Source organism: Streptomyces sp. 4F14 (genome assembly GCF_048159485.1).
GTDB lineage: Bacteria > Actinomycetota > Actinomycetes > Streptomycetales > Streptomycetaceae > Streptomyces.
Window position 1 is genome coordinate 255,512 of sequence record NZ_JBLRVY010000009.1, and the last position, 26,957, is coordinate 282,468.

The following is a 26,957-nucleotide window of genomic DNA, read 5'->3' on the forward strand; positions in this document are numbered from 1 at the left end:
CTGGCTCAGGAGTCACCGTTTCACCAGCAGTAGTCCCACGTCCGGGCGGCAGAACGCGCGGATGCGGGGCAAGTTGACGGATCGCCAGTGAAACGTGCCGCTGTTCGGTTCGGCAACAGCATCCGACAGGAACTGACGTGCCCGGGACGAGGCACGGAGAACCGAGGAAGGTCACGGCCATGCCGCACCCCCACCCGCACCCGCCGCTCCCGACGGACGCCGGACGGCCCGTCGTCAGCCGCCGCCGGCTCCTGGAGGGCTCCGCCGCCGTCCTGGGCGCGCTCGCGCTGTCCGCCTCCTCGGGCACGATGCCGCGCGCCCGGGCGGCGGGCCCCGAGGCCGCCCAGCCCGAGTGGAACGGCCAGATCGACCTGTTCCGCGTCGGCACCCAGCCCCCGCACACCACACTCATGCCGTACGACGGCGTCGGCGCGGCCCTCGAAGCCGACCGCACCCGCTCCCCGTACCGCCAAAGCCTCGACGGCAACTGGAAGTTCGCCTACGCGGACCGCCCCGAGGACCGCGACGAGGACTTCCACCGCACCGACCTCGACGACCGGGACTGGGACACGATCCCGGTCCCCTCGGTGTGGCAGCGGCACGGCTACGACTTCCCGATCTACATCAACATCACCTACCCCTGGTGGGGCCCCAACGGCCTCGGCGAGAACGCGCAGCCGCCCGCCGCCCCCACCCGCTACAACCCCGTCGGCCAGTACCGCCGCACCTTCACCGTCCCCCGCAACTGGTCGGGCCGGCGCACCTTCCTGCACTTCGAGGGCGTCAAGTCCGCGCACTACGTGTGGATCAACGGCCAACTCGTCGGCTACAGCGAGGACTCGTACACCCCCGCCGAGTACGACATCACCCCGCACCTGAGAGCCGGCACCAACCAGATCGCCGTCGAGGTCTACCGCTACTCCGACGGCGACTGGCTGGAGGACCAGGACATGATCCGGCTGAGCGGCATCTTCCGCTCGGTCTACCTGTACTCCACCCCGTCGGTCCACCTGCGCGACTTCAAGCTCGACACCCCCCTGGCGGACGGCTACACCACGGCCGCCCTCGACGTCACCGCGAGCGTCCGCGCCTACGACGACACCGTGGGCGCGTACACCGTCGACACGATGCTGTACGACGCCCAGGGCCACCCCGTGTGGCCGCGCCCCCTCAGCCAGCGCGCCGACGTCACCGCCACCGGCGAGGACGTCACGGTGACCGCCTCCAGAGCCGTACCGAGACCGCGCCTGTGGTCCGCCGAGGACCCCTACCTCTACACGGCCGTCCTCCAACTCCGCAGCCCCGCGGGCAAGGTGGTGGAGACCGTCTCCCACCGCGTCGGCCTGCGCGAGTTCGCCCTCAAGGACGGGCTGATGCGCATCAACGGGCAGCCCGTCTCCTTCCGGGGCACCAACCGCCACGAGATGCACCCCGAGCGGGGCACCGCCCTCACCCGCGCGGACCTCGTCAACGACATGAAGCTGATCAAGCAGCTCAACATCAACTCCGTGCGCACCTCGCACTACCCGAACAACCCGCAGTGGTACGAACTCGCCGACGAGTACGGCCTCTACCTCGTCGACGAGACCAACCTCGAAACCCACGGCATCCGCGACCAGTACCCCGGCGACCACCCCGACTGGTCCGCGGCCTGCGTCGCCCGCGCCCAGAACATGGTCCACCGCGACAAGAACCACGCCTCGGTCGTCATCTGGTCCCTCGGCAACGAGGCGGGCGGCGGGCGGACGTTCGTGAACATGCACGACTGGATCAAGTCCTACGACACGACCCGCGTCGTCCAGTACGAGGGCGACGACCGCCCCGGCATCAGCGACATCCGCTCCGAGATGTACGACTCCCCGTCCCGCGTCGAGGCCCGCGCCAAGGACACCGCCGACACCCGGCCGTACGTGATGATCGAGTACGCCCACTCGATGGGCAACTCCACCGGGAACTTCACCAAGTACTGGGACCTGGTCCGCCGCCACGACGTCCTCCAGGGCGGCTGGATCTGGGACTTCGTCGACCAGTCCCTCACCGAGCGCACCCCGGTCCGTCAACTCCTCACCGAGAGCGGTCCGTTGAAGCTGCGCGGTGAACTCATCGCGTCCGCCGGGACGTTCGACCGCGACAAGGGCGTCTCCGGCGCCACGGTCTTCCCCCGCGACCCCGCCCTCGACCTCACCGGCTCCCTCACCCTGGAAGCCTGGATCACCCCGCGCGTCACCGGCTACCACCAGCCGATCCTGGCCAAGGGCGACACGCAGTACGCGCTCAAACAGTCCAACGAGTCGGTGGAGTTCTTCATCCACGGCGGCGGCCAGTGGGTCAGCGCGAGCTGGTCCCTGCCCACCGACTGGGCGGGCCGCGAACACCACGTCGCCGGGGTCTTCGACGCCGACGCGGGCACCGTCACCCTCTACGTCGACGGCGTCGCCCGCGCCACCCGCACGACCACCCGCCGCCCCGGCGTCAACACCGCCCCCCTCGCCCTCGCGACCGACACCGACAACCACACCCGCGAGTTCATCGGCACCATCCGCCGCGCCCACGTCTACGCCCGCGCCCTCACCGCGACCGAACTCGCCTCCACCACAAGGAAGCCGACCGACGACGGCGTCCGCTTCTGGTTCGACGCGGCCACCGTCGGCCACGCCGAGAAGAAGCCGAAGGAGAAGACGTACTTCGCGTACGGCGGCGACTGGGGCGACTTCCCCAACGACGGCGCGTTCGTCGGAGACGGCATCGTCCTGCCCGACCGGGCCCGCACCGGCAAGTCCGCCGAGGTCAAACGCGTCTACCAGGAGATCCAGGCGACCCCGGGCACGAAGCCCGGCGAGGTCACCCTCGTCAACGAGTTCCTCTTCACCAACCTCCGCGCGTTCGACGCCGGTTGGACCCTTGTCCGGGACGGCGAGACCGTCCAGCGGGGGAAGCTCGGCCGCGCCCAGCTCGACATCGCGCCCCTCACGAGCAAGAGCGTCACCGTCCCCGTCAGACTCCCCGCGAAACCGGCCCCCGGCGCCGAGTACTTCCTCCAACTCGCCTTCACCCTCAGGGAGTCCACCCCCTGGGCGAAGTCCGGCCACGAGATCGCGCGCCTCCAGCTCCCGGTCGACGCGGGCAGCCCGGCGGTGACTCCCGTACCGCTCGCGTCAGTTGCGGCCCTGAGCCACACCGAGGACGCCACGAAGGTCACCGTCACCGGCGAGGACTTCACCGTCGTCGTCGACAAGGCGAGCGGCCTCATCACCTCGTACGTCGCGGGCGGCAGCCCTCTCCTGGTCTCCGGCGCCGCCCCCAACTTCTGGCGGGCGCCCACCGACAACGACAAGGGCAACGGGCAGCACACCCGCAACCAGACCTGGCGCGACGCCGGCGCCCGGCGCGAGGTGAAGGGCGTCGCCGTACGCCGACTCGCCGACAAGGGCGTGGAGATCAGCGTCAGCGGCACCCTGCCGACGACCACGCCGTCGACGTACACCACCGTCTACACCGTCTTCGGCAACGCCGAGATCAAGGTGGACCACACCCTGCACCCGGGCGCGGCGAACCTGCCGTACATCCCGGAGGTGGGGAGCCTGCTGTTCCTGCCCGCGCGCCTCAGCGAGCTGCACTGGTACGGGCGCGGGCCCGAGGAGAACCACTGGGACCGCAAGGACGCGACGGACGTGGGGCGTTGGCGCGGGAGCGTCGCCGAGCAGTGGACGCCGTACATGCGGCCGCAGGAGAACGGCAACAAGACCGACGTCCGCTGGGCGGCGCTCACCGACCGGCGCGGGCGCGGGCTGCTGGTGTCCGGTGAACCCCTGCTGGAGATCAACGCCTCGCACCACACGCCCGAGGACCTGTCGGCCGGGGTGCGGCACGACTACCAGCTCACCCCGCGCGCCGAGGTGGTGCTCCGCGTCAACCACCGGCAGATGGGCATCGGCGGCGACAACAGCTGGGGCGCGCACACGCACGACGAGTTCAAGCTCTTCGCCGGCCGCGACTACGCGTACACCTACCGGCTGCGGCCGATCAAGGACGTGACCGACGCGACAGCCGCGTCCCGGCGTCCGACCTCGGCCGAGTAGGAGAATTCCTCACGGAAACGGCCGCCGGACACTGTTTCCGGCGGCCTTCGTGCACCGTGAGGGAAGAGGAAGCCATGGACGAGCGATTCGACGTCGTCGTGCTCGGAGCGGGCCCCGGCGGCTATGTCGCGGCCGTCCGCGCCGCCCAACTGGGCAAGAGCGTCGCGGTCGTCGAGGAGAAGTACTGGGGCGGCGTCTGCCTCAACGTCGGCTGCATCCCCACCAAGGCGCTGCTGCGCAACGCCGAACTCGCCCACATTTTCACCCACGAGGCGAAGACCTTCGGCATCAAGGTCGAGGGCCAGGTCACCTTCGACTACGCCGAGGCGTACGCGCGCAGCCGTCGCGTCGCCGACGGCCGGGTCAAGGGCGTCCACTACCTGATGAAGAAGAACAAGATCACCGAGTTCGACGGCCGGGGCACCTTCCTCGACGCGAACACCCTCCGGGTCACCGGCCGCGACGGCGCGACGCGGACGATCGGCTTCGGCGACTGCGTCATCGCGACCGGCGCCACCCCGCGCCTGCTGCCCGGTACGAAGAAGAGCGCCCGCGTCGTCACCTACGAGGAGCAGATCCTCGCCGACGACCTCCCCCGCTCGATCGTCATCGCCGGAGCCGGCGCGATCGGCATCGAGTTCGCGTACGTCCTGCACAACTACGGCGTGAAGGTCACCGTCGTCGAGTTCCTCGACCGCGTCGCCCCGCTGGAGGACACCGAGGTCTCCGCCGAACTCGCCCGCCAGTACCGCAAGTTGGGCATCGACGTGCTCACCTCCACCCGCGTCGAGTCCATCGACGAGTCGGGCGAGCGGGTCCGTGTCACCGTCACCGGCAAGGACGGCGCCCAGCAGGTCATCGAGGCCGACAAGGTCCTCCAGGCGATCGGCTTCGCCCCGAACGTCACCGGCTACGGCCTGGAGGCGACCGGCGTACGGCTCACCGAGCGCGGCGCGATCGACGTCGACGGCTACTGCCGTACCTCCGTGCCGCACATCTACGCGATCGGCGACGTCACCGCGAAGCTCATGCTCGCGCACACCGCCGAGGCCATGGGCGTCATCGCCGCCGAGACCCTCGCGGGCGCCGAGACCATGGAGCTCGACTACGCGATGATCCCCCGCGCGACCTACTGCCAGCCCCAGATCGCGAGCTTCGGCTACACCGAGGCCCAGGCGCGCCAGAAGGGGTACGACGTGAAGGTCGCCAAGTTCCCCTTCACCGCCAACGGCAAGTCCCACGGCCTCGGCGACACCACCGGCTTCGTCAAGCTCATCAGCGACGCCACGCACGGCGAGCTGATCGGCGGCCACCTCATCGGACCCGATGTCACCGAACTGCTCCCGGAGTTGACGCTCGCGCAGCAGTGGGACCTGACCGTCCACGAGGTCGCCCGCAACGTGCACGCGCACCCGACGCTGGGCGAGGCGGTGAAGGAGGCGGTGCACGGACTCGCCGGGCACATGATCAACATGTGACCCACGGCTGCTCTATCCGGGCTCGGCGATGTCCGTGTCGGCGTCGGTGTCGCTGAGCCCGAGCCGCAGGTGCTCCACGTGGTAGACGGCCTGGTCCAGCAGTTCGGCGACGTGGTGGTCGTGCAGCGCGTAGACGACGGACCGGCCGCGCCGCTCGCCGACCACCAGGCCCAGGTTGCGCAGCAGCCGCAGCTGGTGCGAGCACGCCGACTGCTCCATGCCGACCTCCGCCGCCAACTCCGTGGCGGGCAGCGGGCCTTCGCGCAGCCGGGCCAGGATCAGCAGCCGGGACGGGGTGGACAGGGCCTGGAGGGTGGTGGCCACCTTCGTGACGTTGTCCGCGTCGAGGCGCACCCGCTCAGCGGCTTCGGTGGTGACGACTCCATGACCCATGAGGGCATTCTACCTATCACACATGAACGAATGAATGAGTCTTCATGTGTTCCTGTATGGTGGCGCGGGTGTCAGCGACCCTTGCTCCCGCCCGCCCGGTGGCCGTCCCCCGCCGCCGCACCCGCCTGCTCGCCCTGCCCGAGGCGCGCTGGGCCCTCACGGCGACCCTCTTCTTCGCGCTCGCCCTCGCCGCCGACCTCGGCGGCGGCCCGGCCTGGCTGTACGGGCCCCTGTACGCGGTCTCCTACGTCTCCGGCGGCTGGGAACCCGCACTGGAAGGGCTCCGCGCGCTGCGCGAGAAGACCCTCGACGTCGACCTCCTCATGATCGTCGCCGCGATCGGCGCCGCCTCGATCGGGCAGGTCCTCGACGGCGCGCTGCTCATCGTCATCTTCGCGACCTCCGGGGCGCTCGAAGCGCTGGCCACCGCCCGGACCGCCGACTCCGTACGCGGCCTCCTCGACCTCGCGCCCGACACCGCGACCCGCCTCACCGACACCGGCGAGTCCGTCGTCCCCGCCGCCGAACTCGCCGTCGGCGATGTGCTGTTGATCCGGCCCGGGGAACGCATCGCCGGGGACGGCCGGGTCCTCGACGGCGTCGGCGAGGTCGACCAGGCGACCGTCACGGGGGAGTCCCTGCCGGTCGTGAAACGCGCCGGCGACGAGGTGTACGCCGGGACCCTCAACGGCACCGGCTCGCTCCGCGTCCGCGTCGAACGCGACCCCGCCGACTCCGTCATCGCCCGCATCGTGGGCCTCGTCGAGGAGGCGTCCCGCACCAAGGCGCCCACCCAGGTCCTCATCGAGAAGGTCGAGCAGCGGTACGCCGTCGGCGTCGTCGTCGCCACGCTCGCGGTGTTCGCCGTGCCGCTCGCGTTCGGGGCGGACCTCACGAGCGCGCTCCTGCGGGCCATGACCTTCATGATCGTCGCCTCGCCCTGCGCCGTCGTCCTCGCCACCATGCCACCCCTCCTGTCGGCCGTCGCCAACGCCGGACGCCACGGAGTCCTCGTCAAGTCCGCCGTCGCGATGGAGCAGTTGGGCGCCGTCGACGCCGTCGCCCTGGACAAGACGGGCACCCTGACCGAGGGGGTGCCTGAGGTGCGCACGGTGCGGGCGGCGGCCGGCTCCGGGCTCGACGAGAACGGGCTCCTCGCGCTGGCGGCCGCCGCCGAGCACGCGAGTGAGCATCCGCTGGGGCGGGCGATCGTGGCGGAGGCCGGGGCCCGGGGGATCGAGGTGCCTCGCGCGGACAGCTTCGTCGCCCGGCCCGGGTGGGGGGTCGAGGCTGTGGTGGAGGGGTGCGCGGTGACGGTGGGGAGGGTTTCCGCGGGGTACGGGTCTGGCGTGGGCGTCGGGCAGGGGCTGGAGGGGCGTGCAGTGACCGTCGGGTGGGGGCCGGAAGAGGGCGTCGTCGCTGTCGGGCGGGCGTCGGCGAGCGGCGAGGGCATGTCCGGGGAGCGTGCCGTGGCCGCCGGGCGGGTTTCCGGAAGGGGCGTGGAGGGGGAGGGCGAGAGCCGTACGGATGGTGCGAGCGGCTGCACGACCGTCCTCGTCACCCGCGACGGCGTCCCCGTCGGCACCCTCGCCCTCGCCGACCGGCTCCGCGCCGAGGCCCCGGCCGCCGTCGCCGCGCTGACCGCGCTCACCGGGGCGGCGCCCGTCCTGCTCACCGGGGACCAGCCGGAGGCCGCCGCTCCCGTGGCCGCGGCGACCGGCATCACCGACGTACGCGCCGGGCTCCTCCCCGAGGAGAAGGCCGCGGCCGTACGGGAACTGGGGACCCGCGTCCTCTTCGTCGGCGACGGCGTCAACGACGCGCCCGCCCTCGCCGTCGCCCATGCGGGGGTCGCCCTGGGCCACGCCGGCTCGGACCTCGCGCTGGAGACCGCCGACGCGGTGCTGGTCCACGACGACCTCACCGCCGTACCGGCCGCCGTACGCCTCTCCCGCACGGCCCGCCGCCTCGTCCGCCAGAACCTCGTGATCGCGGGGGTGTTCATCACGGGGCTCGTGCTGTGGGACCTGTTCGGACACCTGCCGCTGCCGCTGGGGGTGGCCGGGCATGAGGGGTCGACCGTACTGGTGGGGCTGAACGGGCTGCGGTTGTTGAGGGAGTCGGCCTGGCGGGGGTGACCGGGAGGTCGGCGGGGGCGCGGGCGCCGGTTCCCGTGGGGTTCGATGCGGGCGGAGCGGAACGCCCGATGCCGGTCACCCAGCGCCTGCGGCCACTCCGAGTCAGCGGCACCGAGCCGGTACCGCCAGGCGGCAGGAAGGCGGCCCGCACCAGTCGGCACCGGTCACCCTCCGCCCGCCTACGGCAGTACGACCCCTGCCTGGGCCAGGCCCGCCGCCGGTCGGCGCGACCCCGCCCCGTAGGCACCCGCACCCCGGCGTCCACGCCCTCGCCCGCCCCACGTCCATGTCGTATTTCCGCCAGCCGAACCCCCAGCCTGCCCCCATGCTGGACTTATGCAGAACGCGATGCACACCGACCGGGAGCGCTGTGTGCGGGCCGTGCAGTCGAAGGATGCGCGGTTCGACGGGTGGTTCTTCACGGCGGTGCACACGACAGGGATCTACTGCCGGCCGAGTTGTCCGGCCGTACCGCCGAAGCCGCGGAACATGTCGTTCTACCCGAGCGCGGCGGCCTGCCAGCAGGCCGGGTTCCGGGCGTGCAAGCGGTGCCGCCCGGACACGAGCCCCGGCTCGCCGGAGTGGAACCACCGCGCGGACGCCGTGGCGCGGGCGATGCGGCTGATCGCGGACGGTGTGGTCGACCGCGACGGCGTCACCGGCCTCGCGGCCCGCCTGGGCTACAGCACCCGCCAGGTGGAACGCCAGCTCCTGGCCGAACTCGGCGCGGGCCCCCTCGCGTTGGCGCGTGCGCAGCGTGCGCAGACCGCGCGGATACTGATCGAGACCAGCGAACTCCCCATGGCGGACGTGGCGTTCGCGGCGGGCTTCTCCTCGATCCGCACGTTCAACGACACCGTCCGCGAGGTCTTCGCGCTCGCCCCGACCGAACTCCGCTCCCGCGCACCGAAGTCGGCGAAGGGCACCCCGGGCGCCCTCCAGCTCCGCCTGCCCTTCCGCGCCCCCCTCAACCCCGACAACCTCTTCGGCCACCTCGCGGCGACAGCCGTCCCCGGCGTCGAGGAGTGGCGGGACGGTGCCCTGCGCCGCACCCTGCGGCTGCCGTACGGACACGGCATCGTCGCCCTCACCCCCCGCCCCGACCACATCGCGTGCCGTCTCACCCTCAGTGACCTGCGCGACCTGACCGTCGCGACGAGCCGCTGCCGCCGCATGCTGGACCTGGACGCCGACCCGGTCGCCGTGGACGAGCAGTTGCGCACGGACCCGGTCCTCGCCCCGCTCGTCGACAAGGCCCCGGGCCGCCGCGTCCCCCGCACCGTCGACGAGGCCGAGTTCGCGATCCGCGCGGTCCTGGGCCAGCAGGTCTCGACAGCGGCGGCCCGCACCCACGCCGCCCGCCTGGTCACCGCGTACGGCGACCCCGTGGACGACCCGGAGGGCGGCCTCACCCACCTCTTCCCCACCCCCGAGGCGCTGGCCGGCCTCGACCCCGAGACCCTCGCGATGCCGCGCACCCGCCGGACGACGTTCACCACCCTGGTCGCCCAACTCGCCGACGGCACCCTCCACCTGGGCCCCGAGAGCGACTGGCCCCGGACCCGCGCCCAGCTCCTCGCGCTGCCCGGCTTCGGCCCCTGGACCGCCGACGTCATCGCCATGCGCGCCCTCGGTGACCCCGACGCCTTCCTCGCCACCGACCTCGGAGTCCGCCACGCCGCCCGGGAGTTGGGCCTGCCCGCGACCCCGGCGGCCCTCACCGCCCGCGCCGCGGCCTGGCGCCCCTGGCGTGCCTACGCCGTCCAGTACCTGTGGGCGACCGGCGACCACCCCGTCAACTTCCTGCCCGCGTAAGGATGTTCACGTGAAGCACCACAAAGTCATCGACAGCCCCTACGGCCCCCTCACCCTCGTCGCCGACGACGGCGTCCTGTGCGGCCTCTACATGACCGACCAGCGCCACCGCCCGCCCGAGGAGAGCTTCGGTCCCCGCGACGACACCCGGTTCGCCGAGGCCGAAGCCCAACTGGACGCGTATTTCCAGGGCGAGTTGACGGAATTCACCCTCGAACTGACCCTGAAGGGCACGGAGTTCCAGAAAACCGTCTGGTCCCAGCTCCAGGCCATCCCCTACGGCGAGACCCGCACCTACGGCCAACTCGCCGACGCCCTGGGCAACTCGGGCGCCTCCCGCGCCGTGGGCCTCGCCAACGGCAAGAACCCGATCGGCATCATCGTCCCCTGCCACCGCGTCATCGGCGCCTCCGGCGACCTCACCGGCTACGGCGGCGGCCTCGACCGCAAACGCCGCCTCCTGGACTTCGAACGCGGAACGGCCCTCTTCTGAACACCCCCAGGCCGTGTCGTCACACTCCCGTCTGCCGGGCGACGCCTGCCACGCGCTCCCCCAAGCTCTTCGAGCAGGGAGGTGCCCCCACCGTGTCGACGCCCTCCTCCGCCTTGCAGCTGCACGCTCCCCCAAGTTCTCGGCTCCGCTCGAACAGGGAGGTGCCCCCATGACGCCGCCCGGCCCGCCCTCCGGGCGGACGACGGGAGTGTGACGACACGGCCCAACTAGCCCGCGAGTTCACCCAGCAGCCGAGGCAGCGCCGTCCCGATCGGCTCCCGCACCACGTCGTCCGCCACCTCGTCGTACGGCGTGGCCTCGCCGTTCACCACGACCAGCCGCGCCCCGTGCTCCGCGGCGACACCGACCAGGCCGGCGGCGGGGTGGACCTTGAGGGAGCTGCCGACGGCGTAGAAGACCTGGCACGCCTTCGCGACGGCGAGGGCGTCGCCGAGGACGGCGGGGTCGAGGTGCTCGCCGAACATGACCGTCGCCGACTTGAGGATGCCGCCGCACTCCAGGCACGGCGGGTCGTCCTCGCCGGCGTCCAGCCGGGCCAGCGTGTCCTGCATCGGACCGCGCCCGCCGCACTGCGTGCACACGAACTCCCGTGCCGTGCCGTGGAGTTCGAGCACCTTGCGGGCCGGGAGCCCGGCGAGCTGGTGGAGGCCGTCCACGTTCTGCGTCAGAACCCGGACCGGGACGCCGGAACGCTCCAGGTCGACGATCGCCCGGTGCGCGGCGTTCGGCTCGGCCCCGAGCGCCTCGCTGCGCCGCCGCATCTGCCAGGAGCGCCGCCGGATCTCCGGGTCGCCCATGTAGTACTCGTACGTCACGAGCTTCTCGGCCTCGGGATCCTTGCGCCACAGCCCGTTCGGCCCGCGGTAGTCGGGGATCCCGGAGTCCGTGCTGACACCGGCGCCGGTGAGGATCGCCACGAGAGGCTTGGTCATGAGGCCGAGCGTAGGGCCCCCGACCAGGGCGGGCGAACGGATATCCGGGCGCCCGGCCCCGGTGATAGCGTCCCGCCATGGCAAAGGTCTCCGTCTCCCTCGACGCCGAACTCGTCGTCGAGGCCATGGTCCTGGCCGGGGTCAACACCCCTCAGGACGCCGTCGAACTCGTCCTGCGCGACTACATCCAGCGCGGCCACCGCACAGAGGCCCGCGTCGCGGAACGCGACGAGGCGCTCCGCGAGATCGAGGTCAAACCGCATACGGAACAGGGCTGAAGCCGGTTCGCGGGACGCGCACGCACAGGCCCGAGCGCGGGGCGCGAAGATCAGGCGTTCGCCGAACGGAACCGGACGCGGGTCGCGAACCGCGCACGGCGCGGGCTGAGTCCGGGGCGAGGGACTGCCACCGGTCCCGCTCCGCGCAGACCGATGCCGGGCCGTGGGGCTGCCTTTGACCGCGCACCACGCGGGCCGACCCCGCGCCGAGCGGGCCGACCCCGCGCCGAGCGGGCCGATCCCGGGGCGTCGGCCGCGCGCCGATCCGAGCCTTTGCCCCGCGGCCGAGCCCAGCCCCACAGCCGACGTCACCCCCAGGCCGCCCCCGGTCGAGAGTCCCCCAGCCCTCTGCCCAACTCCCGTCCCCAGCCAACCTGTTCAGCCCACCGCCACCCCGTTCTCCAGCTCCACCGCCCCCACCCCCTCCGTCAACACGTCCAGCGCCGCCAGCACCCGCAGCCCCAGTGTCCCGGGCAGCCGCGCCGCGAGGTCCTCGCGCGGGACCAGCTTCCAGGACAGCAACTCCTCCTCCTGGAGCCGGATCGCCTTGAGGTCGGTCTCGTCGAGGACGCCGCCGTCGTACACGTACGCCACGAGCGGCGGCCGGGCCGTACCGTGCACCCAGTCGACCGCGAGGAGCCGCCCCAGCGGACGGTCGAGGCCGATCTCCTCCAGGGTCTCGCGGCGGGCGCCCTGGCGGGGTGTCTCGCCGGTGTCGGACTCGATGGTGCCGCCCGGAAGCGCCCACCCCTCACGGTAGTTGGGCTCGACGAGCAGCACCCGCCCCTCGGCGTCGCGGAAGAGCGCGGCGGCACCGGAGAGGATGCGGGGCAGGGAGGCGATGTACGCGGCGTAGTCGGAGGTGCTCATCCCCGCAGGGTATCCAGGTCCGCCCGCCGCCCGCCGCCCGCCGCCCGCCGCCTGCCGCCCGCCGACCCCGAACCACCAGGCAGGCCCGCCGAGTTCACACCCCCGCGCACACCCCGCCGCACAGCCGCCGCTCAGCCCTCATCCAGGCTCCGGACAAGGCATGACGCGGGCCCCGTCCGCCGGTTAAGGTCGCAGCGGCGTGACCGGCCCCCACGTGCGGGGACACGGGCGAACACGGTGATGGGAGACAGGTGGCTCAGGCGCGGCGCGTCCTCGTGGCGGCGGACAAGTTCAAGGGCTCGCTGACGGCCGTAGAGGTCGCCGAGCGGGTGACGGCGGGCCTGCGCAGGGCCGTACCCGGTGTCGAGGTCGCGACGCTGCCGGTGGCGGACGGCGGCGACGGCACGGTCGCGGCGGCGCTCGCGGCCGGCTTCGACCGTCACGAGGTCCGCGTCGCGGGCCCCCTCGGCCACGAGGTCACCGCCGCGTTCGCGCTGCGCGAGGACACCGCCGTCGTCGAGATGGCCGAGGCCAGCGGCCTCCAGCGGCTGCCGCGCGGCGTCTTCGCCCCCCTCACCGCGTCCACGTACGGCTCCGGCGAACTCCTGCGCGCCGCCCTCGACGCGGGCGCCCGCCACATCGTCTTCGGCGTCGGCGGCAGCGCCACCACCGACGGCGGCGCGGGCATGCTCTCCGCGCTCGGCGCCCGCTTCGTCGACGCGGACGGCGTGCCCGTCGCCCCCGGCGGAGGCGGCCTCGCCGACCTCGCCCGCGCCGACCTGACCGGCCTCGACCCGCGCCTGGCGGACATCGACCTGGTCCTCGCCAGCGACGTCGACAACCCGCTCACCGGCCCGACCGGCGCCCCCACCGTGTACGGCCCGCAGAAGGGCGCCTCCCCGGACGACGTCGCCGCCCTCGACGCCGCCCTCACCCACTTCGCGAAGGTCCTGGAGACCGCGGCGGGCCCGAAGGCCGCCGACCTGGCGCTCGCGCCCGGCGCCGGAGCGGCCGGCGGCATCGGCTACGGCGCACTGCTGCTCGGCGCCCGTTTCCGCCCCGGCATCGAGGTCATGCTCGACGTCCTCGGCTTCGCCCCCGCCCTCGCCCGCGCCGACCTCGTCATCACCGGCGAGGGCTCCCTCGACACCCAGACCCTGCACGGCAAGGCCCCGGCCGGCGTCGCCGCGGCCGCCCGCGCCGCCGGCAAGGACGTCGTCGCGGTCTGCGGCCGCCTCGCCCTGACCCCGGAGGCCCTCACGGGCGCCGGCATCCGCCGCGCCTACCCCCTCACCGAGGTCGAGCCGGACATCGCGCTGTGCATCGCGGAGGCGGGCCCGCTCCTGGAGCGGGTGGCGGAACGCATAGGCCGGGACCTGCTGGTCTGAGCACCCGGACCGTACGGCCATCGGGTTGTACGACAATCCCCCTCATTCCCGCCTCACCCCTGCCTCACCCCGCCCCCGCCTACACCCGCCCACCCCCGACCCCGTCCAGCTCCACCACCGCCTCCTCCGGCAACTCCACCTCCGCCGCCGCCAAGTTCTCCCGCAGATGCCCGAGCGACGACGTCCCCGGAATCACCGCGATCGTCTCGGACCGCCCCAACAGCCAGGCCAGCGCCACCTGTTGGGGCGACGCCCCCAACCGCGCCGCCACCTCTGTCAGCACCCGCGACTGGAGCGGCGAGAACCCGCCCAGCGGGAAGTACGGCACGTACGCGATCCCCTCGGCCGCGCACCGTTCGACGAGCGCGTCGTCCTCCCGGTGCGCCAGGTTGTAGTGGTTCTGCACGGTCACCACGGGCGCGATCGTCTGCGCCTCACTGAGCTGCGCGGACGTGACGGTGCTGAGCCCGAGGTGCCGGATCAGCCCCTCGTCCCGCAGCGCGGCGAGCGCCGAGAACGCCTCGCCGAGGGACTCGCCGCTCGGCGCCTCGGGGGTACCGAAGCGCAGGTTGACGACGTCGAGCGCCTCCACATCGAGGTGCCTCAGGTTCTCGTGGACCTGTTCGCGCAGCTCGGCGGGGTCCCTGAGGAGGTTCCAGGAGCCGTCCGGGCCACGCCGGCACCCGACCTTCGTGACGATCCGCAGCTCCTCCGGGTAGGGGTGCAGGGCCTCGCGGATCAGCTCGTTGACGACCGTCGGGCCGTAGAAGTCGGCGGTGTCGATGTGCGTGACGCCCGCGTCGACGGCGTGCCGCAGCACCGCGACCGCGGTGCCGGGGTCCTTGGGAGGGCCGAAGACACCGGGGCCGGCGAGCTGCATCGCGCCGTATCCCATTCGGGTCAGGGTCAGTCCGGGGGCGGGGGTGAGGGTGCCTGCGAGCATGGTGGGCCACCTTTTCTGGGAACGGTTGCTGCACCAGAGCCTGGGTCCGTCGCCGGATCCGTGGTTACGCCCCCGCGTTCCTGGGGGTGACGGGGCCAGGCACCGGCCCGCGGCACCGCCGTACCGTGGACGCATGGACGACGCGAACGCCCTCGGCGAGTTCCTGAAGGCCCGCCGCGCGCTGGTGCGGCCCGAGGACGTGGGGCTGCCCGGCGGCGGGCTGCGCCGGGTGCCGGGGCTGCGCCGGGAGGAGGTCGCGCTGCTCGCGGGGATCAGCGCGGACTACTACCTGCGCCTGGAGCAGGGCCGCGACCGCAACCCCTCCGCGCAGGTCCTGGAGGCGCTCGCGCGCGTGCTGCGTCTCGACGTCAACGCCACCGCCTACCTCCTCGGCCTGACCCGCCCCCGCGGCCGGACCGGACGGCAGACGGCCGAGGGGGTCCCCGACAGCCTGCGCCGGCTTCTCGCCAGCTGGGACCACCACCCCGCGTACGTACAGAACCGGCTCACCGACGTCCTCGCCGCCAACGCGATGGCCCTCGCGCTCTCCCCGGGCTACCGCCGCGGCGGCAACCTGCTGCGCACGCTCTTCCTCAGCCAGGCAGACCGCGCGTACCACCAGGACTGGGACCGGCTCACCGAGGAGGCCGTGGCCGTCCTGCGCGCCAGGACCGACGCCGCCGACCCCCGACTGCACACCCTGGTCGACGACCTGTCCCGCGGCAGCGAACGCTTCCGCACCCTGTGGGCCCGCCACGAGGTCCAGCGGCAGATGGAACACGCGATCAGGGTGCGCCACCCCCTGGTCGGCGACCTGGAGCTGTACAAGCACAAACTCTCCGTCGACGGGTACGACGACCTCTCCCTGGTCGTCTTCCACGCCGTCCCCGGCAGCCGCAGCGCCGAACTCCTGGAGATCCTCGGCAGCCTCAGCGCCCCCGCGCCCCAGGAACGCTGAAGCGCCCGGAACCGATCGGTTCCGGGCGCCTCGGCGTCGTACCTGAGAGTTACGGCAGCTGGGCCGTGCGTGCCTCGCGGCGGTTGTCGCGGAAGTTGTTCACCCGGCGGGCCGTGGCGAACAGGGGGATGACCGCGCCCATGACCAGCTGGAGCGCGCAGCCCGTCTGGAGGAGGAGCTGACCGCCGGGGGCGCCGAACGCCCAGGCCGCGAGCAGGCCCATCGACAGGACGATCCACGCGAGCATCGCCCCGGCCAGCCGGCCGCGCGGCTTCGGGTACTCGACTCGGCTCACCATCAGCCAGGCCGTACCGACGATGGCCAGAACTGTCGCCACGAACGGCAGCTCAAGGAGCACGATCGCGACGACCGTCAGCGCGCCGAACGGCGACGGCATCCCCTGGAACATGCCGTTCGCGGGCGTCACGCACGAGAAGCGCGCGAGTCTCAGCACCACCGCGAGCAGCACCACGACCGCGCCGACCGCCGCCACCCGCTGATGCGCGTCGTCGGCGACCATGCCGTAGACCAGGACGAAGTACGCCGGGGCCAGGCCGAAGCTGATCAGGTCGGAGAGGTTGTCCAGCTCCGCGCCCATCGGGGACGAGCGCAGCTTGCGGGCGACGAGGCCGTCGAACAGGTCGAAGACCGCCGCGCACAGCATCAGGATGACGGCGGTGGCCGCGCTGTGGCGGGCCATCCCGGTCTCCTGGCTGCCCGTGAGGTGCGGGATGAGGATGCCGGTGGTGGTGAAGTACACCGCCATGAAGCCGCAGGTGGCGTTGCCGAGCGTGAGGGCGTCCGCTATCGACAGCCGCAGCGAGAGGGGCATCTCCTCCTCGTCGTCCGCTTCGTCGGCCTCCGGCACCCAGCCGGTCTGCGTCTCAGGGTCAATCACGGTCAAGGCGAGTCACCCCCGCAACGGTCTTCTGCCCGACCTCGACGGCGACCTCGATGCCCTCGGGGAGGTAGACGTCCACGCGCGAACCGAAGCGGATCAGCCCGATGCGCTCGCCCTGCTCGACCTTCGTGCCCTCGGGGAGGTAGGGGACGATGCGGCGGGCGACCGTACCGGCGATCTGGATCATCTCGATGTCACCGAGCTCGGTGTCGAAGTGCCAGACCACCCGCTCGTTGTTCTCGCTCTCCTTGTTGAACGCCGGGACGAAACCGCCCGGCACGTGCTCCACGGACGTCACCGTGCCCGCGAGGGGCGCGCGGTTGACGTGGACGTTGAGCGGGCTCATGAAGATCGCGACCCGGGTGCGCCCGTCCTTCCACGGCATGATGCTCTGCACCACGCCGTCGGCGGGGGAGATGACCCGGCCCGAGGCGATCTCGCGCTCGGGGTCGCGGAAGAACCACAGCATGCCCGCCGCCAGCGCGGTGACGGGTACGGCGACTGCCTTCGCGGCGCCCGAGCGGCGGGCACGGACCAGGCTGACGGCTGCGGTGGCGACGGTCGGGAGAAGCCACGGCGATGCTCCGCGCGCAAGGCGTACGCCGGCGAGGCTGTCGCGAGGTGCAGAGGTTTGGCTGTGGGGCATGGATGACCTTCGTAGCGGATGATGCCGCGCTCTGAACGGGGGACGGCGGCTTTCCGGCGATCGTAGCGGTTCACGACCACAACTGGGTAAGCCAGGAAGACGAGTCGGCGGCTGAGACCGATTGACGGGGTGTGACCTTCTTCTCGAAGAAAACACCCCCAACCGGTACATCTAGCCCTGGAATCGATACTCTTCGAGCAACCTCCGGCCGATGATCATTTTCTGGATCTCGGCGGTGCCTTCACCGATCAGGAGCATCGGGGCCTCGCGGTACAGGCGCTCGATCTCGTACTCCTTGGAGAAGCCGTAGCCACCGTGGATCCGGAATGCGTCCTCGACCACTTCCTTGCAGTACTCGGAGGCGAGGTACTTCGCCATCCCGGCCTCAAGGTCGTTTCGCTCACCCGAGTCCTTTTTGCGTGCCGCATTGACCATCATCGCATGGGCGGCCTCGACCTTGGTAGCCATCTCCGCCAGCTTGAACTGGATCGCCTGGTGCTGGGCGATCGGCTTGCCGAAGGTGTGACGTTGCTGGGCGTACTGGACACCCAGTTCGAAGGCACGCTGAGCGACGCCGCAGCCACGCGCCGCCACGTTGACCCGGCCAACCTCGACGCCGTCCATCATTTGGTAAAAACCTCGTCCGGTCTCCCCGCCGAGCACCCGGTCCGCCGGAACCCGCAGGTCAGACATGACCAGCTCGGTCGTATCGACGCCCTTGTACCCCATCTTCTCGATCTTCCCGGGAATCGTCAGACCCGGACGGACCTCCCCGAACCCGGGCTCCTTCTCCACCAGGAACGTCGTCATGGCCTTGTGCGGCTTGGCCGCGGCCTCCGCCGGGTCGTGTCCTTCGTCACTTCGTACGAGAACCGCCACCAGGGACGACGTACCGCCGTTCGTCAGCCACATCTTCTGGCCGTTCAGGACGAAGTCGTCACCGTCCCTGACCGCTTTCGACGTGATCGCCGACACGTCCGAGCCGAGCCCCGGCTCCGACATCGAGAACGCGCCCCTGACGTCCCCCGCCGCCATCCGCGGCAGGAAGTACTCCTTCTGCTCCTGCGTGCCGTGCTGCTTGAGCATGTACGCCACGATGAAGTGCGTGTTGACGATCCCCGACACCGACATCCAGCCCCGGGCGATCTCCTCCACGCACAGCGCGTACGTCAGGAGCGACTCACCCAGACCGCCGTACTCCTCCGGGATCATCAGCCCGAACAGGCCCAACTCCCGTAGCCCGTCCACGATCGCTTGCGGATACTCGTCCCGGTGCTCCAGCTCGGTCGCGACCGGGATGATCTCCTTGTCGACGAAGTCCCGCACCGTGGACAGGATCTCGGTCTGTACGTCCGTGAGGCCGGCGGTCTGCGCGAGGCGTGCCATGTTCCTCAGCCCTCCTGAAGTTCCGGGCGGCCGGGCTGCTCGCCGCCGCGCTCCTTGATGTACGTCTCCGTCGGCACCATGACCTTGCGCCGGAACACGCACACCAGCGTGCCGTCCTGCTTGTAGCCCTTGGTCTCGACGTGGACGATCCCGCGGTCGTCCTTCGACTTCGACGGCCACTTGTCCAGCACCGTCGTCTGGCCGTAGACCGTGTCGCCGTGGAAGGTCGGCGCCACGTGCTTCAGCGACTCGATCTCCAGGTTGGCGATCGCCTTGCCCGAGACGTCCGGGACGGACATGCCGAGCAGCAGGGAGTAGATGTAGTTGCCCACCACCACGTTCTTGCCGAAGTCGGTCGTGTTCTCGGCGTAGTTGGCGTCCAGGTGGAGCGGGTGGTGGTTCATCGTGAGGAGGCAGAAGAGATGGTCGTCGTACTCGGTGACCGTCTTGCCGGGCCAGTGCTTGTACACCGCGCCGACCTCGAACTCCTCGTAGGTGCGCCCGAACTGCATGGTCCTCACGCCTCCGGGATCTCGAACTTCGACGTCCGGGTCATGCCCGCCGCCCTGCCCTTGCCGGAGACGACCAGTGCCATCTTGCGGCTCGCCTCGTCGATCATCTCGTCGCCGAGCATCGCCGAACCCTTCTTGCCGCCCGCCTCGGACGTGTAGTACTCGTACGCGTCGAGGATCAGTTCCGCGTGGTCGTAGTCCTCCTGCGACGGCGAGAAGATCTCGTTGGACGCCTCGACCTGGCCCGGGTGCAGCACCCACTTGCCGTCGAAGCCGAGCGCGGCGGCGCGCTGGGCGACCTCGCGGTAGCCGTCGACGTTGCGGATCTGGAGGTAGGGGCCGTCGATCGCCTGGAGGTCGTTCGCGCGGGCCGCCATCAGGATCTTCATGAGGATGTAGTGATAGGCGTCCGCGGGGTAGCCGGGGGGCTGTTCGCCGACGACGAGGGACTTCATGTTGATCGAGGCCATGAAGTCGGCCGGACCGAAGATGATCGTCTCTACACGTTGACTGGCTTGAGCGATCTCATTGACATGGTTGAGTCCCTGCGCGTTCTCGATCTGGGCCTCAATACCGATGCGGCCGACCTCGAACCCCATGGTCTTCTCGATCTGCGTCAACAGCAGGTCGAGCGCCACGACCTGCTGCGCGTTCTGCACCTTCGGCAGCATGATGCAGTCGAGGTTCGGGCCGGCGCCCTCGACGACCGTGACGACATCCCGGTACGTCCACTCGGTCGTCCAGTCGTTGACGCGCACGACCCTCGTCTTGCCCGTCCAGTCGCCCTCGTTGAGGAACTTGACGATCGTGTGCCGCGCCTCCGGCTTCGCGAGCGGCGCGCACGCGTCCTCCAGGTCCAGGAAGACCTGGTCCGCCGGGAGGCCCTGCGCCTTCTCCAGGAAGCGCGGATTGCTGCCCGGCACGGCGAGGCAGGAGCGGCGGGGACGGAGACGGTTGACGGTCATGCGGGGACCTCCAAGGGGTCGAGCAGGGGGTCGAGCCGGTTCGCTGTGCGGATCTCGTCGACGATGCGGCCGATGATCCCGGTGATGTCGAAGTCCTTCGGGGTGAAGACCGCGGCCACACCCGCGGCCCGCAGCTCTTCGGCGTCACCGCTGGGGATGATGCCACCGGCGATCACCGGAATGTCTGTGGCACCGGCCACACGCAGCCGGTCCAGGACATCGGGGACCAGCCGGGCGTGCGAACCGGACAGGATCGACAGGCCGACCGCGTGCACGTCCTCCGCGAGCGCCGCGTCCACGATCTGCTCCGGCGTCAGCCGGATGCCCTGGTACACCACCTCGAAGCCCGCGTCCCGCGCGCGCACCGCGATCTGCTCGGCGCCGTTGGAGTGCCCGTCCAGACCCGGCTTGCCCACCAGGAAACGCAGCTTGCCGGTGCCCAGCTCCCGCGCGGTGACGTCCACCCGGCGGCGCACCTCCGCCAGCGCCGAACCCTCCTCCACGGGGACCGCGACCGGCGCCGACGACACGCCCGTGGGCGCCCGGAACTCGCCGAACACCTCGCGCAGGGCGCCCGCCCACTCGCCGGTCGTGATCCCCGCGCGGGCGCACTCCAAGGTGGCCTCCATGAGGTTGTCCGTGCCCTGTGCGGCCTCCTTGAGGCGGTCCAGGGCCTGGCGGACCGTCGGGTAGTGGAAGGGGTCGCCCATGCCCTGCCGGTCGGACGACTCCTGACGGGTGGTGCGCCACTCCTCGACGGCCGCCACGACGCGTTCCTCGACAGCTGGATCGACTGTCTGGATCGCTTGACCGAGATCGGCGGTGAGTGGATTGGGCTCGGTCGTGTTGAACATATTGACGCCGACGATCAACTCTTGACCGGACTCGATACGCGCCCGGCGCTCCGCGTGCGACGCCACCAGCTGCGACTTCAGGTACCCCGACTCCACGGCGGCCATCGCACCGCCCATCTCCTGGATCCGCGCCATCTCCGCGAGGGAGTCCGCGACCAGCGAGTCCACCTTCTTCTCGATGACGTGCGACCCGGCGAAGATGTCCTCGTACTCCAGCAGATCGCTCTCGTGCGCCAGCACCTGCTGGATCCGCAGCGACCACTGCTGGTCCCAGGGCCTCGGCAGCCCCAGCGCCTCGTTCCACGCCGGCAACTGCACCGCCCGCGCGCGGGCGTCCTTCGACAGCGTCACCGCGAGCATCTCCAGCACGATCCGCTGGACGTTGTTCTCCGGCTGCGCCTCCGTCAGCCCCAGCGAGTTGACCTGCACGCCGTAGCGGAACCGGCGCTGCTTGGGGTCCTCGATGCCGTACCGCTCGCGGGTGATCTGGTCCCAGATGCGGCCGAACGCCCGCATCTTGCACATCTCCTCGATGAAACGGACGCCGGCGTTGACGAAGAAGGAGATACGGCCGACGACGTCACCTTTTTGGTCCTCGGAGATCTGCCCGGAAGCGAACACCGCGTCGAGAACAGCGACCGCCGTCGACATCGCGTACGCGATCTCCTGGACGGGCGTCGCGCCCGCCTCCTGGAGGTGATAGCTGCATATGTTGATCGGGTTCCACTTCGGCATGTGGTTGACCGTGTAACAGATCATGTCCGTCGTCAGCCGCAGCGAAGGCCCCGGCGGGAAGACGTGCGTCCCCCGCGAGAGGTACTCCTTGACGATGTCGTTCTGCGTCGTCCCCTGGAGCAGCTCGGGGTCCGCGCCCTGCTCCTCCGCGACGACCTGATAGAGCGCCAGCAGCCACATCGCGGTCGCGTTGATCGTCATCGAGGTGTTCATGCGCTCCAGGGGGATGTCCTGGAACAGCCGCCGCATGTCCCCGAGATGGGCCACCGGCACGCCCACCCGGCCGACCTCGCCGCGCGCGAGGACGTGGTCGGGGTCGTAGCCGGTCTGGGTCGGCAGGTCGAAGGCGACCGACAGACCCGTCTGCCCCTTGGCGAGGTTGCGGCGGTACAGCTCGTTGGACGCCTCGGCGGTGGAGTGGCCGGCGTACGTGCGCATGAGCCACGGCCGGTCCTTCTGGCGCTCTGTCATCGGGTGCCCTCAGACGTTCCGGAAGCGGTTGATGGCGTCGATGTGCTGCTCGCGCTTGGCCTGGTCACGCACACCGAGCCCTTCCTCCGGCGCCAGGCACAGCACGCCGACCTTGCCCTGGTGCGCGTTGCGGTGGACGTCGTGCGCGGCCTGGCCGGTCTCCTCCAGGGCGTACACCTTGGAGAGCGTCGGGTGGATCTTGCCCTTGGCGATCAGGCGGTTGGCCTCCCACGCCTCGCGGTAGTTCGCGAAGTGCGAGCCGATGATCCGCTTGAGGGACATCCACAGGTAGCGGTTGTCGTACTCGTGGTTGTAGCCGGACGTCGAGGCGCAGGTGACGATGGTGCCGCCCTTGCGGGTGACGTACACCGAAGCGCCGAAGGTCTCGCGGCCCGGGTGCTCGAAGACGATGTCGACGTCCTCGCCGCCGGTCAGCTCGCGGATGCGCTTGCCGAAGCGCTTCCACTCGCGCGGGTCCTGGGTGTGCTCGTCCCGCCAGAACTTGTAGTCCTCGGCGGTCCGGTCGATGATCGCCTCCGCGCCCATCCGGCGGCAGATCTCCGCCTTCTGCGGGCTGGAGACGACACAGATCGGGGTGGCGCCGCCGGCCAGCGCGAACTGCGTGGCGTACGAGCCGAGTCCGCCGCTCGCGCCCCAGATCAGGACGTTGTCGCCCTGCTTCATCCCGGCGCCGTTGCGCGAGACGAGTTGCCGGTACGCCGTCGAGTTGACCAGCCCCGGCGAGGCGGCCTCCTCCCAGCTGAGGTGGTCCGGCTTCGGCATCAGCTGGTTCGACTTGACGAGCGCGATCTCCGCGAGGCCGCCGAAGTTCGTCTCGAAGCCCCAGATCCGCTGCTCGGGGTCGAGCATCGTGTCGTTGTGGCCGTCGGAGGACTCCAGCTCGACGGACAGGCAGTGCGCGACGACCTCGTCACCGGGCCGCCAGGCGTTGACGCCGGGGCCGGTGCGCAGGACGACGCCCGCGAGGTCGGAGCCGATGACGTGGTACGGCAGGTCGTGGCGCTTCGTCAGCTCGCTGACCTTGCCGTACCGCTCCAGGAAGCCGAACGTCGAGAGGGGCTCGAAGATCGACGTCCACACGGAGTTGTAGTTCACGGACGACGCCATGACGGCCACCAGGGCCTCGCCCGGGCCGAGTTCGGGCACGGGCACCTCGTCGAGGTGCAGCGACTTGCGCGGGTCCTTGTCGCGGGTCCGCATCCCCGCGAACATCTCCGTCTCGTCCTTGTGCACGGTGATCGCGCGGTACGACTCGGGCAGCGGGAGGGCGGCGAAGTCGGCGGGAGTGCTCTCCGGCGACTGGATCGCCTCCAGGATGTCCTTCACGGTCACGGTGTTGCCTCCGGCGGTGTGCGCCCCTGAGGGGAGGGCGCGGTGAGGGTGCTGGCTTCGAGGTGCGGCGGCGCTTTGTGGCGCGGGAGGTTGCCTGTGACGCAGGCGTCCGGGTGCGCGGCGACGTGGTGCGCGGGGACAACCGGCGTACGGCTGTTCGCCGTGCGCCGGCCACCCGGACGACTTCACGGTATGGCACCCCGTGTCACTCGGCAAGGCACCGAGTGCCAGAAAGTGCGCTCAGGTGAAATCTTTACTTGACAAGTGAGCGATGATCGATCAAGTGGGGGCGCGGAGGTATCGGAAAACGTGCCCTGACATGCCAAAACGGCCACCCGTGGGGGTGGCCGTCGTCACAGAGGTGTCGGGGTCAGCGTTCCTTGAGTGCCTGCTCGATCGCCCGCATGACCTCGTCCAGCGGCGCGTCCGTGCGCGCGACCGTCACCAGGACCTCGCCCTGCGCGGAGAGCGTCGCCGGGGGCATCGGCGCGGCGGGGGAGGGAGGCGGCGTCGCCCGCCCGAGGCCGATCCCGGCGCCGAACGTACGGCGCACGATCGCGAACGCGTGGTCCAACTGCGTCTCCACGTCGCCCTGCCCGCCCGCGCGCAGCCAGCGCCGCAGCACGTGGTTGTGGGCGGTGACCACAGCCGACGCGGCTACCTCGGCCAGCAACGGGTCGTCGTTCGCGTCGTCGTCGTGCGCGTGCTCGTCGAAGTGGCCCAGGAGATAGCGCGTGAACAGCCGCTCGTAGCGGGCCACCGAGGCGATCTCCGCCTCGCGCAGGGTGGGTACCTCGCGCGTCAGCTTGTAGCGGGCGACCGAGATCTCCGGCCGGCCCGCGTACATCTTCATGACCTCCTTGATACCGCGGCACACGGTGTCGAGGGGGTGCTCGTGCGCCGGGGCGGCGTTCAGCACCGCCTCCGCGCGGACCAGGGTGTCGTCGTGGTCCGGGAAGATCGCCTCTTCCTTCGAGCGGAAGTGCCGGAAGAACGTACGGCGCGCGACCCCGGCCGCGGCCGCGATCTCGTCGACGGTGGTCGCCTCGTAGCCCTTCGTCGCGAACAGCTCCATCGCGGCGGCCGCCAGTTCTCGGCGCATCTTGAGCCGCTGGGCGGCGGCACGGCTGCCCGCCGCACTCTCCGGCGCGTCGGACGGGGCGGGGGTACGGGAGGACTTGGCGGGCTGGGACATGCCCCGAACGTACTGCATGTGTACGGCTCGATGCGCAGGTCCGGGGTCCGCCCGGCCCGCGGAACCGAGCAGTCCGCCCCAGTCCGCCCGTCCTCGGAACGGGTCAGCGCCTGGCATGTTCGCGGAAGCCTCGGCCCGTCTTGCGGCCGAGGCAGCCCGCGGCGACCAGATGTTCGAGCAGCGGCGCCGGCGCGAGGCCGGGGTCGCGGAACTCGCGGTGCAGGACCGTCTCGATGGCGAGGGAGACGTCCAGGCCGACGACGTCGAGGAGTTCGAAGGGGCCCATCGGGTAGCCGCCGCCGAGCCGCATCGCCGCGTCAATGTCGTCAAGAGATGCATAGTGTTCCTGCACCATCTTGATCGCGTTGTTGAGATACGGGAACAGCAGGGCATTCACGATGAACCCCGCCCGGTCTCCACAGTTGACGGGATGCTTCTTGATCGATGCACAGACCTCGTCAACAGTTGATCGAGTGTCGTCAGCCGTCAACACTGTACGGACCACCTCGACCAGCTTCATCGCCGGTGCGGGGTTGAAGAAGTGCATCCCGACGACGTCCTGCGGCCGCGACGTCGCCCGCGCGCACGCGATCACCGGCAACGAGGACGTCGTCGTCGCCAGCACCGCACCCGGCCGGCACACCTTGTCCAGCGTCGCGAAGAGCTGCTGCTTGACCGCGAGATCCTCCGCGACCGCCTCCACGGCGAGGTCGACGTCCGCGAACGCGTCGTACGACCCGGCCGGAGTGATCCGCTCCAGCGCGCCCGCCGCCGCCTCGGGAGTGAGCCGCCCCTTCTCGACGGACCGGGCGAAGGACTTCCCGATCCGGGCCTTCGCGGCGAGCGCCTTCTCCTCGCTGCGGGCGGCCAGGACGACGTCGTACCCGGCCTTCGCGAAGACCTCCGCGATGCCGGACGCCATGGTCCCGGACCCGGCGACGCCGACGGAGCGGACCGGGCGGCCGGGGACGCCGGAGCCGCCGGGGGCCGGGGTGAGGGCGTCGGGGACGACGGTCGCGCTGCCGGGGCCCTCGTACGTGTAGAAGCCGCGGCCCGCCTTGCGGCCGGTCAGCCCCGCCTCGCTGAGCTGGCGCAGGATCGGCGCGGGGGCGTGCAGACGGTCGTGGGAGGCGGCGTACATGGCGTCCAGGACGGTGCGCGCGGTGTCCACGCCGATCAGGTCGAGGAGGGCGAGCGGGCCCATCGGCAGGCCGCAGCCCAGGCGCATCGCCGCGTCGATGTCCTCGCGGGAGGCGTAGCGGGCCTCGTACATCGCCGCCGCCTGGTTGAGGTAGCCGAACAGCAGGCCGTCCGCGACGAAGCCCGGCCGGTCGCCGACCGCCACCGGCTCCTTGCCGAGTTCGACGGCCAGTTCGGTGACCGTGGCGACCGCCTGCGGGGCCGTCAGCACCGACGACACGACCTCGACCAGCTTCATCGCGGGCGCCGGGTTGAAGAAGTGCAGGCCGAGCACCCGCTCCGGACGCGCCGACTCGGCCGCGAGCCGCGTCACCGACAGGGCGTTCGTGCCGGTCGCGAGGATCGCGTCGGGGCGCACGACGGCGTCCAGCTCGCGGAAGATCTGCTGCTTGATCTCGTACGACTCCGGCGCGACCTCGATCACCAGGTCCGCGTCGGCCGCCTCCCGCAGGTCGGTGCCCGTACGGACCAGGGCGAGCGCGTCCGCGCGCTCCCGCTCGGTGAGCCGGCCGCGGGCCACCGCACGGGCGGTGGAGGTCTCCAGGGCGGCCGTGCAGCGGGCCGCCTGCGCGGCGCTGATGTCGATGCCGATCACCCGGCGGCCGGCCTTGGCGAGGACTTCGGTGATGCCGGTGCCCATCGTGCCGAGGCCGACGACGGCGACGGTCCGCAGGGAGGGCGCGGAGGGAGAGGGAGAGGGAGAAGAAGGGGACAGGGGAGTGGCCATCGAGGGACTCCAGGGAAGTGGTGACGACTGGGAGAGCGCACGGGGCGCGGGAAGTGCGGGTGGGGCCGGGCTGCGAGCGCACACGCCCGGGGCCGACGAAACGGACGGCAGGCGCGCACACGCCCACCGGACGTACAGATGCGTACGGCTTGTCCGGCTCGTACGGCGAGGAGATCCGACCGGCCCTGTCCCGGAGCCGGGTCGTGCTGCCCACGGCGGCTGCGTC

The 26,957-nt window shown here is 71.2% G+C and carries 21 protein-coding genes; 8 read left to right on the forward strand and 13 right to left on the reverse strand.

What is annotated here, in order from left to right:
- Positions 1–179: 179 nt before the first annotated feature.
- Both ACLZOT_RS18170 and lpdA read left to right on the forward strand, forming a co-directional pair.
- Complete coding sequence (locus tag ACLZOT_RS18170) at positions 180–4,079, forward strand: glycoside hydrolase family 2 TIM barrel-domain containing protein (protein ID WP_416969986.1); 3,900 nt, start codon at positions 180–182, stop codon at positions 4,077–4,079.
- A 74-nt stretch (positions 4,080–4,153) separates the two neighbouring features.
- Complete coding sequence (gene lpdA, locus ACLZOT_RS18175; protein WP_416969987.1) at positions 4,154–5,557, forward strand: dihydrolipoyl dehydrogenase; 1,404 nt, start codon at positions 4,154–4,156, stop codon at positions 5,555–5,557.
- A gap of 12 nt (positions 5,558–5,569) precedes the next feature.
- On the opposite strand, the gene ACLZOT_RS18180 is transcribed toward lpdA, so the two are convergent.
- Positions 5,570–5,950, reverse strand: coding sequence for an ArsR/SmtB family transcription factor (locus ACLZOT_RS18180; protein WP_416969988.1), 381 nt, complete (start codon positions 5,948–5,950; stop codon positions 5,570–5,572).
- 56 nt (positions 5,951–6,006) lie between these two features.
- On the opposite strand from ACLZOT_RS18180, the gene ACLZOT_RS18185 reads away from it, so the two are divergent.
- From ACLZOT_RS18185 to ACLZOT_RS18195, 3 genes are all read left to right on the forward strand, one after another.
- Positions 6,007–8,088 (forward strand): HAD-IC family P-type ATPase, encoded by a 2,082-nt coding sequence (locus tag ACLZOT_RS18185; protein ID WP_416970071.1) that lies wholly within the window; start codon positions 6,007–6,009, stop codon positions 8,086–8,088.
- Between the two features lie 348 nt (positions 8,089–8,436).
- Positions 8,437–9,903, forward strand: a complete 1,467-nt coding sequence (locus tag ACLZOT_RS18190; RefSeq protein ID WP_416970072.1) for an AlkA N-terminal domain-containing protein — start codon at positions 8,437–8,439, stop codon at positions 9,901–9,903.
- 10 nt (positions 9,904–9,913) lie between these two features.
- Positions 9,914–10,396, forward strand: coding sequence for a methylated-DNA--[protein]-cysteine S-methyltransferase (locus tag ACLZOT_RS18195; protein WP_416969989.1), 483 nt, complete (start codon positions 9,914–9,916; stop codon positions 10,394–10,396).
- A 227-nt stretch (positions 10,397–10,623) separates the two neighbouring features.
- On the opposite strand, the gene ACLZOT_RS18200 is transcribed toward ACLZOT_RS18195, so the two are convergent.
- Positions 10,624–11,349, reverse strand: a complete 726-nt coding sequence (locus tag ACLZOT_RS18200; protein ID WP_416969990.1) for an SIR2 family NAD-dependent protein deacylase — start codon at positions 11,347–11,349, stop codon at positions 10,624–10,626.
- Positions 11,350–11,426: 77 nt separating this feature from the next.
- Here ACLZOT_RS18200 and ACLZOT_RS18205 point away from each other — a divergent pair, with 77 nt between their 5' ends.
- The gene (locus tag ACLZOT_RS18205; RefSeq protein ID WP_416969991.1) at positions 11,427–11,627 is read left to right on the forward strand and encodes a type II toxin-antitoxin system VapB family antitoxin; all 201 of its coding nucleotides are present in this window, start codon (positions 11,427–11,429) and stop codon (positions 11,625–11,627) included.
- Positions 11,628–12,005: 378 nt separating this feature from the next.
- Here ACLZOT_RS18205 and ACLZOT_RS18210 read toward each other — a convergent pair whose 3' ends face one another.
- The gene (locus ACLZOT_RS18210; protein WP_416969992.1) at positions 12,006–12,497 is read right to left on the reverse strand and encodes an NUDIX domain-containing protein; all 492 of its coding nucleotides are present in this window, start codon (positions 12,495–12,497) and stop codon (positions 12,006–12,008) included.
- Between the two features lie 251 nt (positions 12,498–12,748).
- Here ACLZOT_RS18210 and ACLZOT_RS18215 point away from each other — a divergent pair, with 251 nt between their 5' ends.
- Positions 12,749–13,885, forward strand: coding sequence for a glycerate kinase (locus ACLZOT_RS18215; protein ID WP_416969993.1), 1,137 nt, complete (start codon positions 12,749–12,751; stop codon positions 13,883–13,885).
- A gap of 79 nt (positions 13,886–13,964) precedes the next feature.
- Here ACLZOT_RS18215 and ACLZOT_RS18220 read toward each other — a convergent pair whose 3' ends face one another.
- Positions 13,965–14,828 carry an oxidoreductase gene (locus tag ACLZOT_RS18220; RefSeq protein ID WP_416969994.1) on the reverse strand — a complete coding sequence of 288 codons (864 nt, stop codon included), beginning with the start codon at positions 14,826–14,828 and terminating at the stop codon, positions 13,965–13,967.
- A 133-nt stretch (positions 14,829–14,961) separates the two neighbouring features.
- Here ACLZOT_RS18220 and ACLZOT_RS18225 point away from each other — a divergent pair, with 133 nt between their 5' ends.
- On the forward strand, positions 14,962–15,786 hold the full coding sequence (locus tag ACLZOT_RS18225) for a helix-turn-helix domain-containing protein (RefSeq protein WP_416969995.1): 825 nt from the start codon (positions 14,962–14,964) through the stop codon (positions 15,784–15,786).
- 49 nt (positions 15,787–15,835) lie between these two features.
- On the opposite strand, the gene pssA is transcribed toward ACLZOT_RS18225, so the two are convergent.
- The 9 genes from pssA to ACLZOT_RS18270 form a co-directional block, all read right to left on the reverse strand.
- The gene (pssA, locus tag ACLZOT_RS18230) at positions 15,836–16,690 is read right to left on the reverse strand and encodes a CDP-diacylglycerol--serine O-phosphatidyltransferase (RefSeq protein ID WP_416969996.1); all 855 of its coding nucleotides are present in this window, start codon (positions 16,688–16,690) and stop codon (positions 15,836–15,838) included.
- Positions 16,677–17,333, reverse strand: a complete 657-nt coding sequence (locus ACLZOT_RS18235; RefSeq protein WP_409116426.1) for a phosphatidylserine decarboxylase — start codon at positions 17,331–17,333, stop codon at positions 16,677–16,679. Before ACLZOT_RS18235 ends, pssA begins: the two co-directional genes overlap by 14 nt.
- Positions 17,334–17,504: 171 nt before the next feature.
- On the reverse strand, positions 17,505–18,719 hold the full coding sequence (locus ACLZOT_RS18240) for an acyl-CoA dehydrogenase family protein (RefSeq protein WP_416969997.1): 1,215 nt from the start codon (positions 18,717–18,719) through the stop codon (positions 17,505–17,507).
- Between the two features lie 5 nt (positions 18,720–18,724).
- Positions 18,725–19,231 (reverse strand): MaoC family dehydratase, encoded by a 507-nt coding sequence (locus ACLZOT_RS18245; protein ID WP_416970073.1) that lies wholly within the window; start codon positions 19,229–19,231, stop codon positions 18,725–18,727.
- A gap of 5 nt (positions 19,232–19,236) precedes the next feature.
- Positions 19,237–20,196, reverse strand: a complete 960-nt coding sequence (locus ACLZOT_RS18250) for an HpcH/HpaI aldolase/citrate lyase family protein (protein ID WP_416969998.1) — start codon at positions 20,194–20,196, stop codon at positions 19,237–19,239.
- A complete protein-coding gene (locus ACLZOT_RS18255; RefSeq protein WP_416969999.1) occupies positions 20,193–22,256 on the reverse strand; it encodes a protein meaA in 2,064 nt (687 codons plus the stop codon). Before ACLZOT_RS18255 ends, ACLZOT_RS18250 begins: the two co-directional genes overlap by 4 nt.
- Before the next feature lie 9 nt (positions 22,257–22,265).
- The gene (gene ccrA, locus ACLZOT_RS18260; protein WP_416970074.1) at positions 22,266–23,603 is read right to left on the reverse strand and encodes a crotonyl-CoA carboxylase/reductase; all 1,338 of its coding nucleotides are present in this window, start codon (positions 23,601–23,603) and stop codon (positions 22,266–22,268) included.
- A gap of 376 nt (positions 23,604–23,979) precedes the next feature.
- On the reverse strand, positions 23,980–24,804 hold the full coding sequence (locus ACLZOT_RS18265; RefSeq protein ID WP_416970000.1) for a TetR family transcriptional regulator: 825 nt from the start codon (positions 24,802–24,804) through the stop codon (positions 23,980–23,982).
- A 103-nt stretch (positions 24,805–24,907) separates the two neighbouring features.
- Positions 24,908–26,731: a 3-hydroxyacyl-CoA dehydrogenase family protein gene (locus ACLZOT_RS18270; protein WP_416970001.1), complete on the reverse strand. Its 1,824-nt coding sequence runs from the start codon at positions 26,729–26,731 to the stop codon at positions 24,908–24,910.
- Positions 26,732–26,957 lie beyond the last annotated feature (226 nt).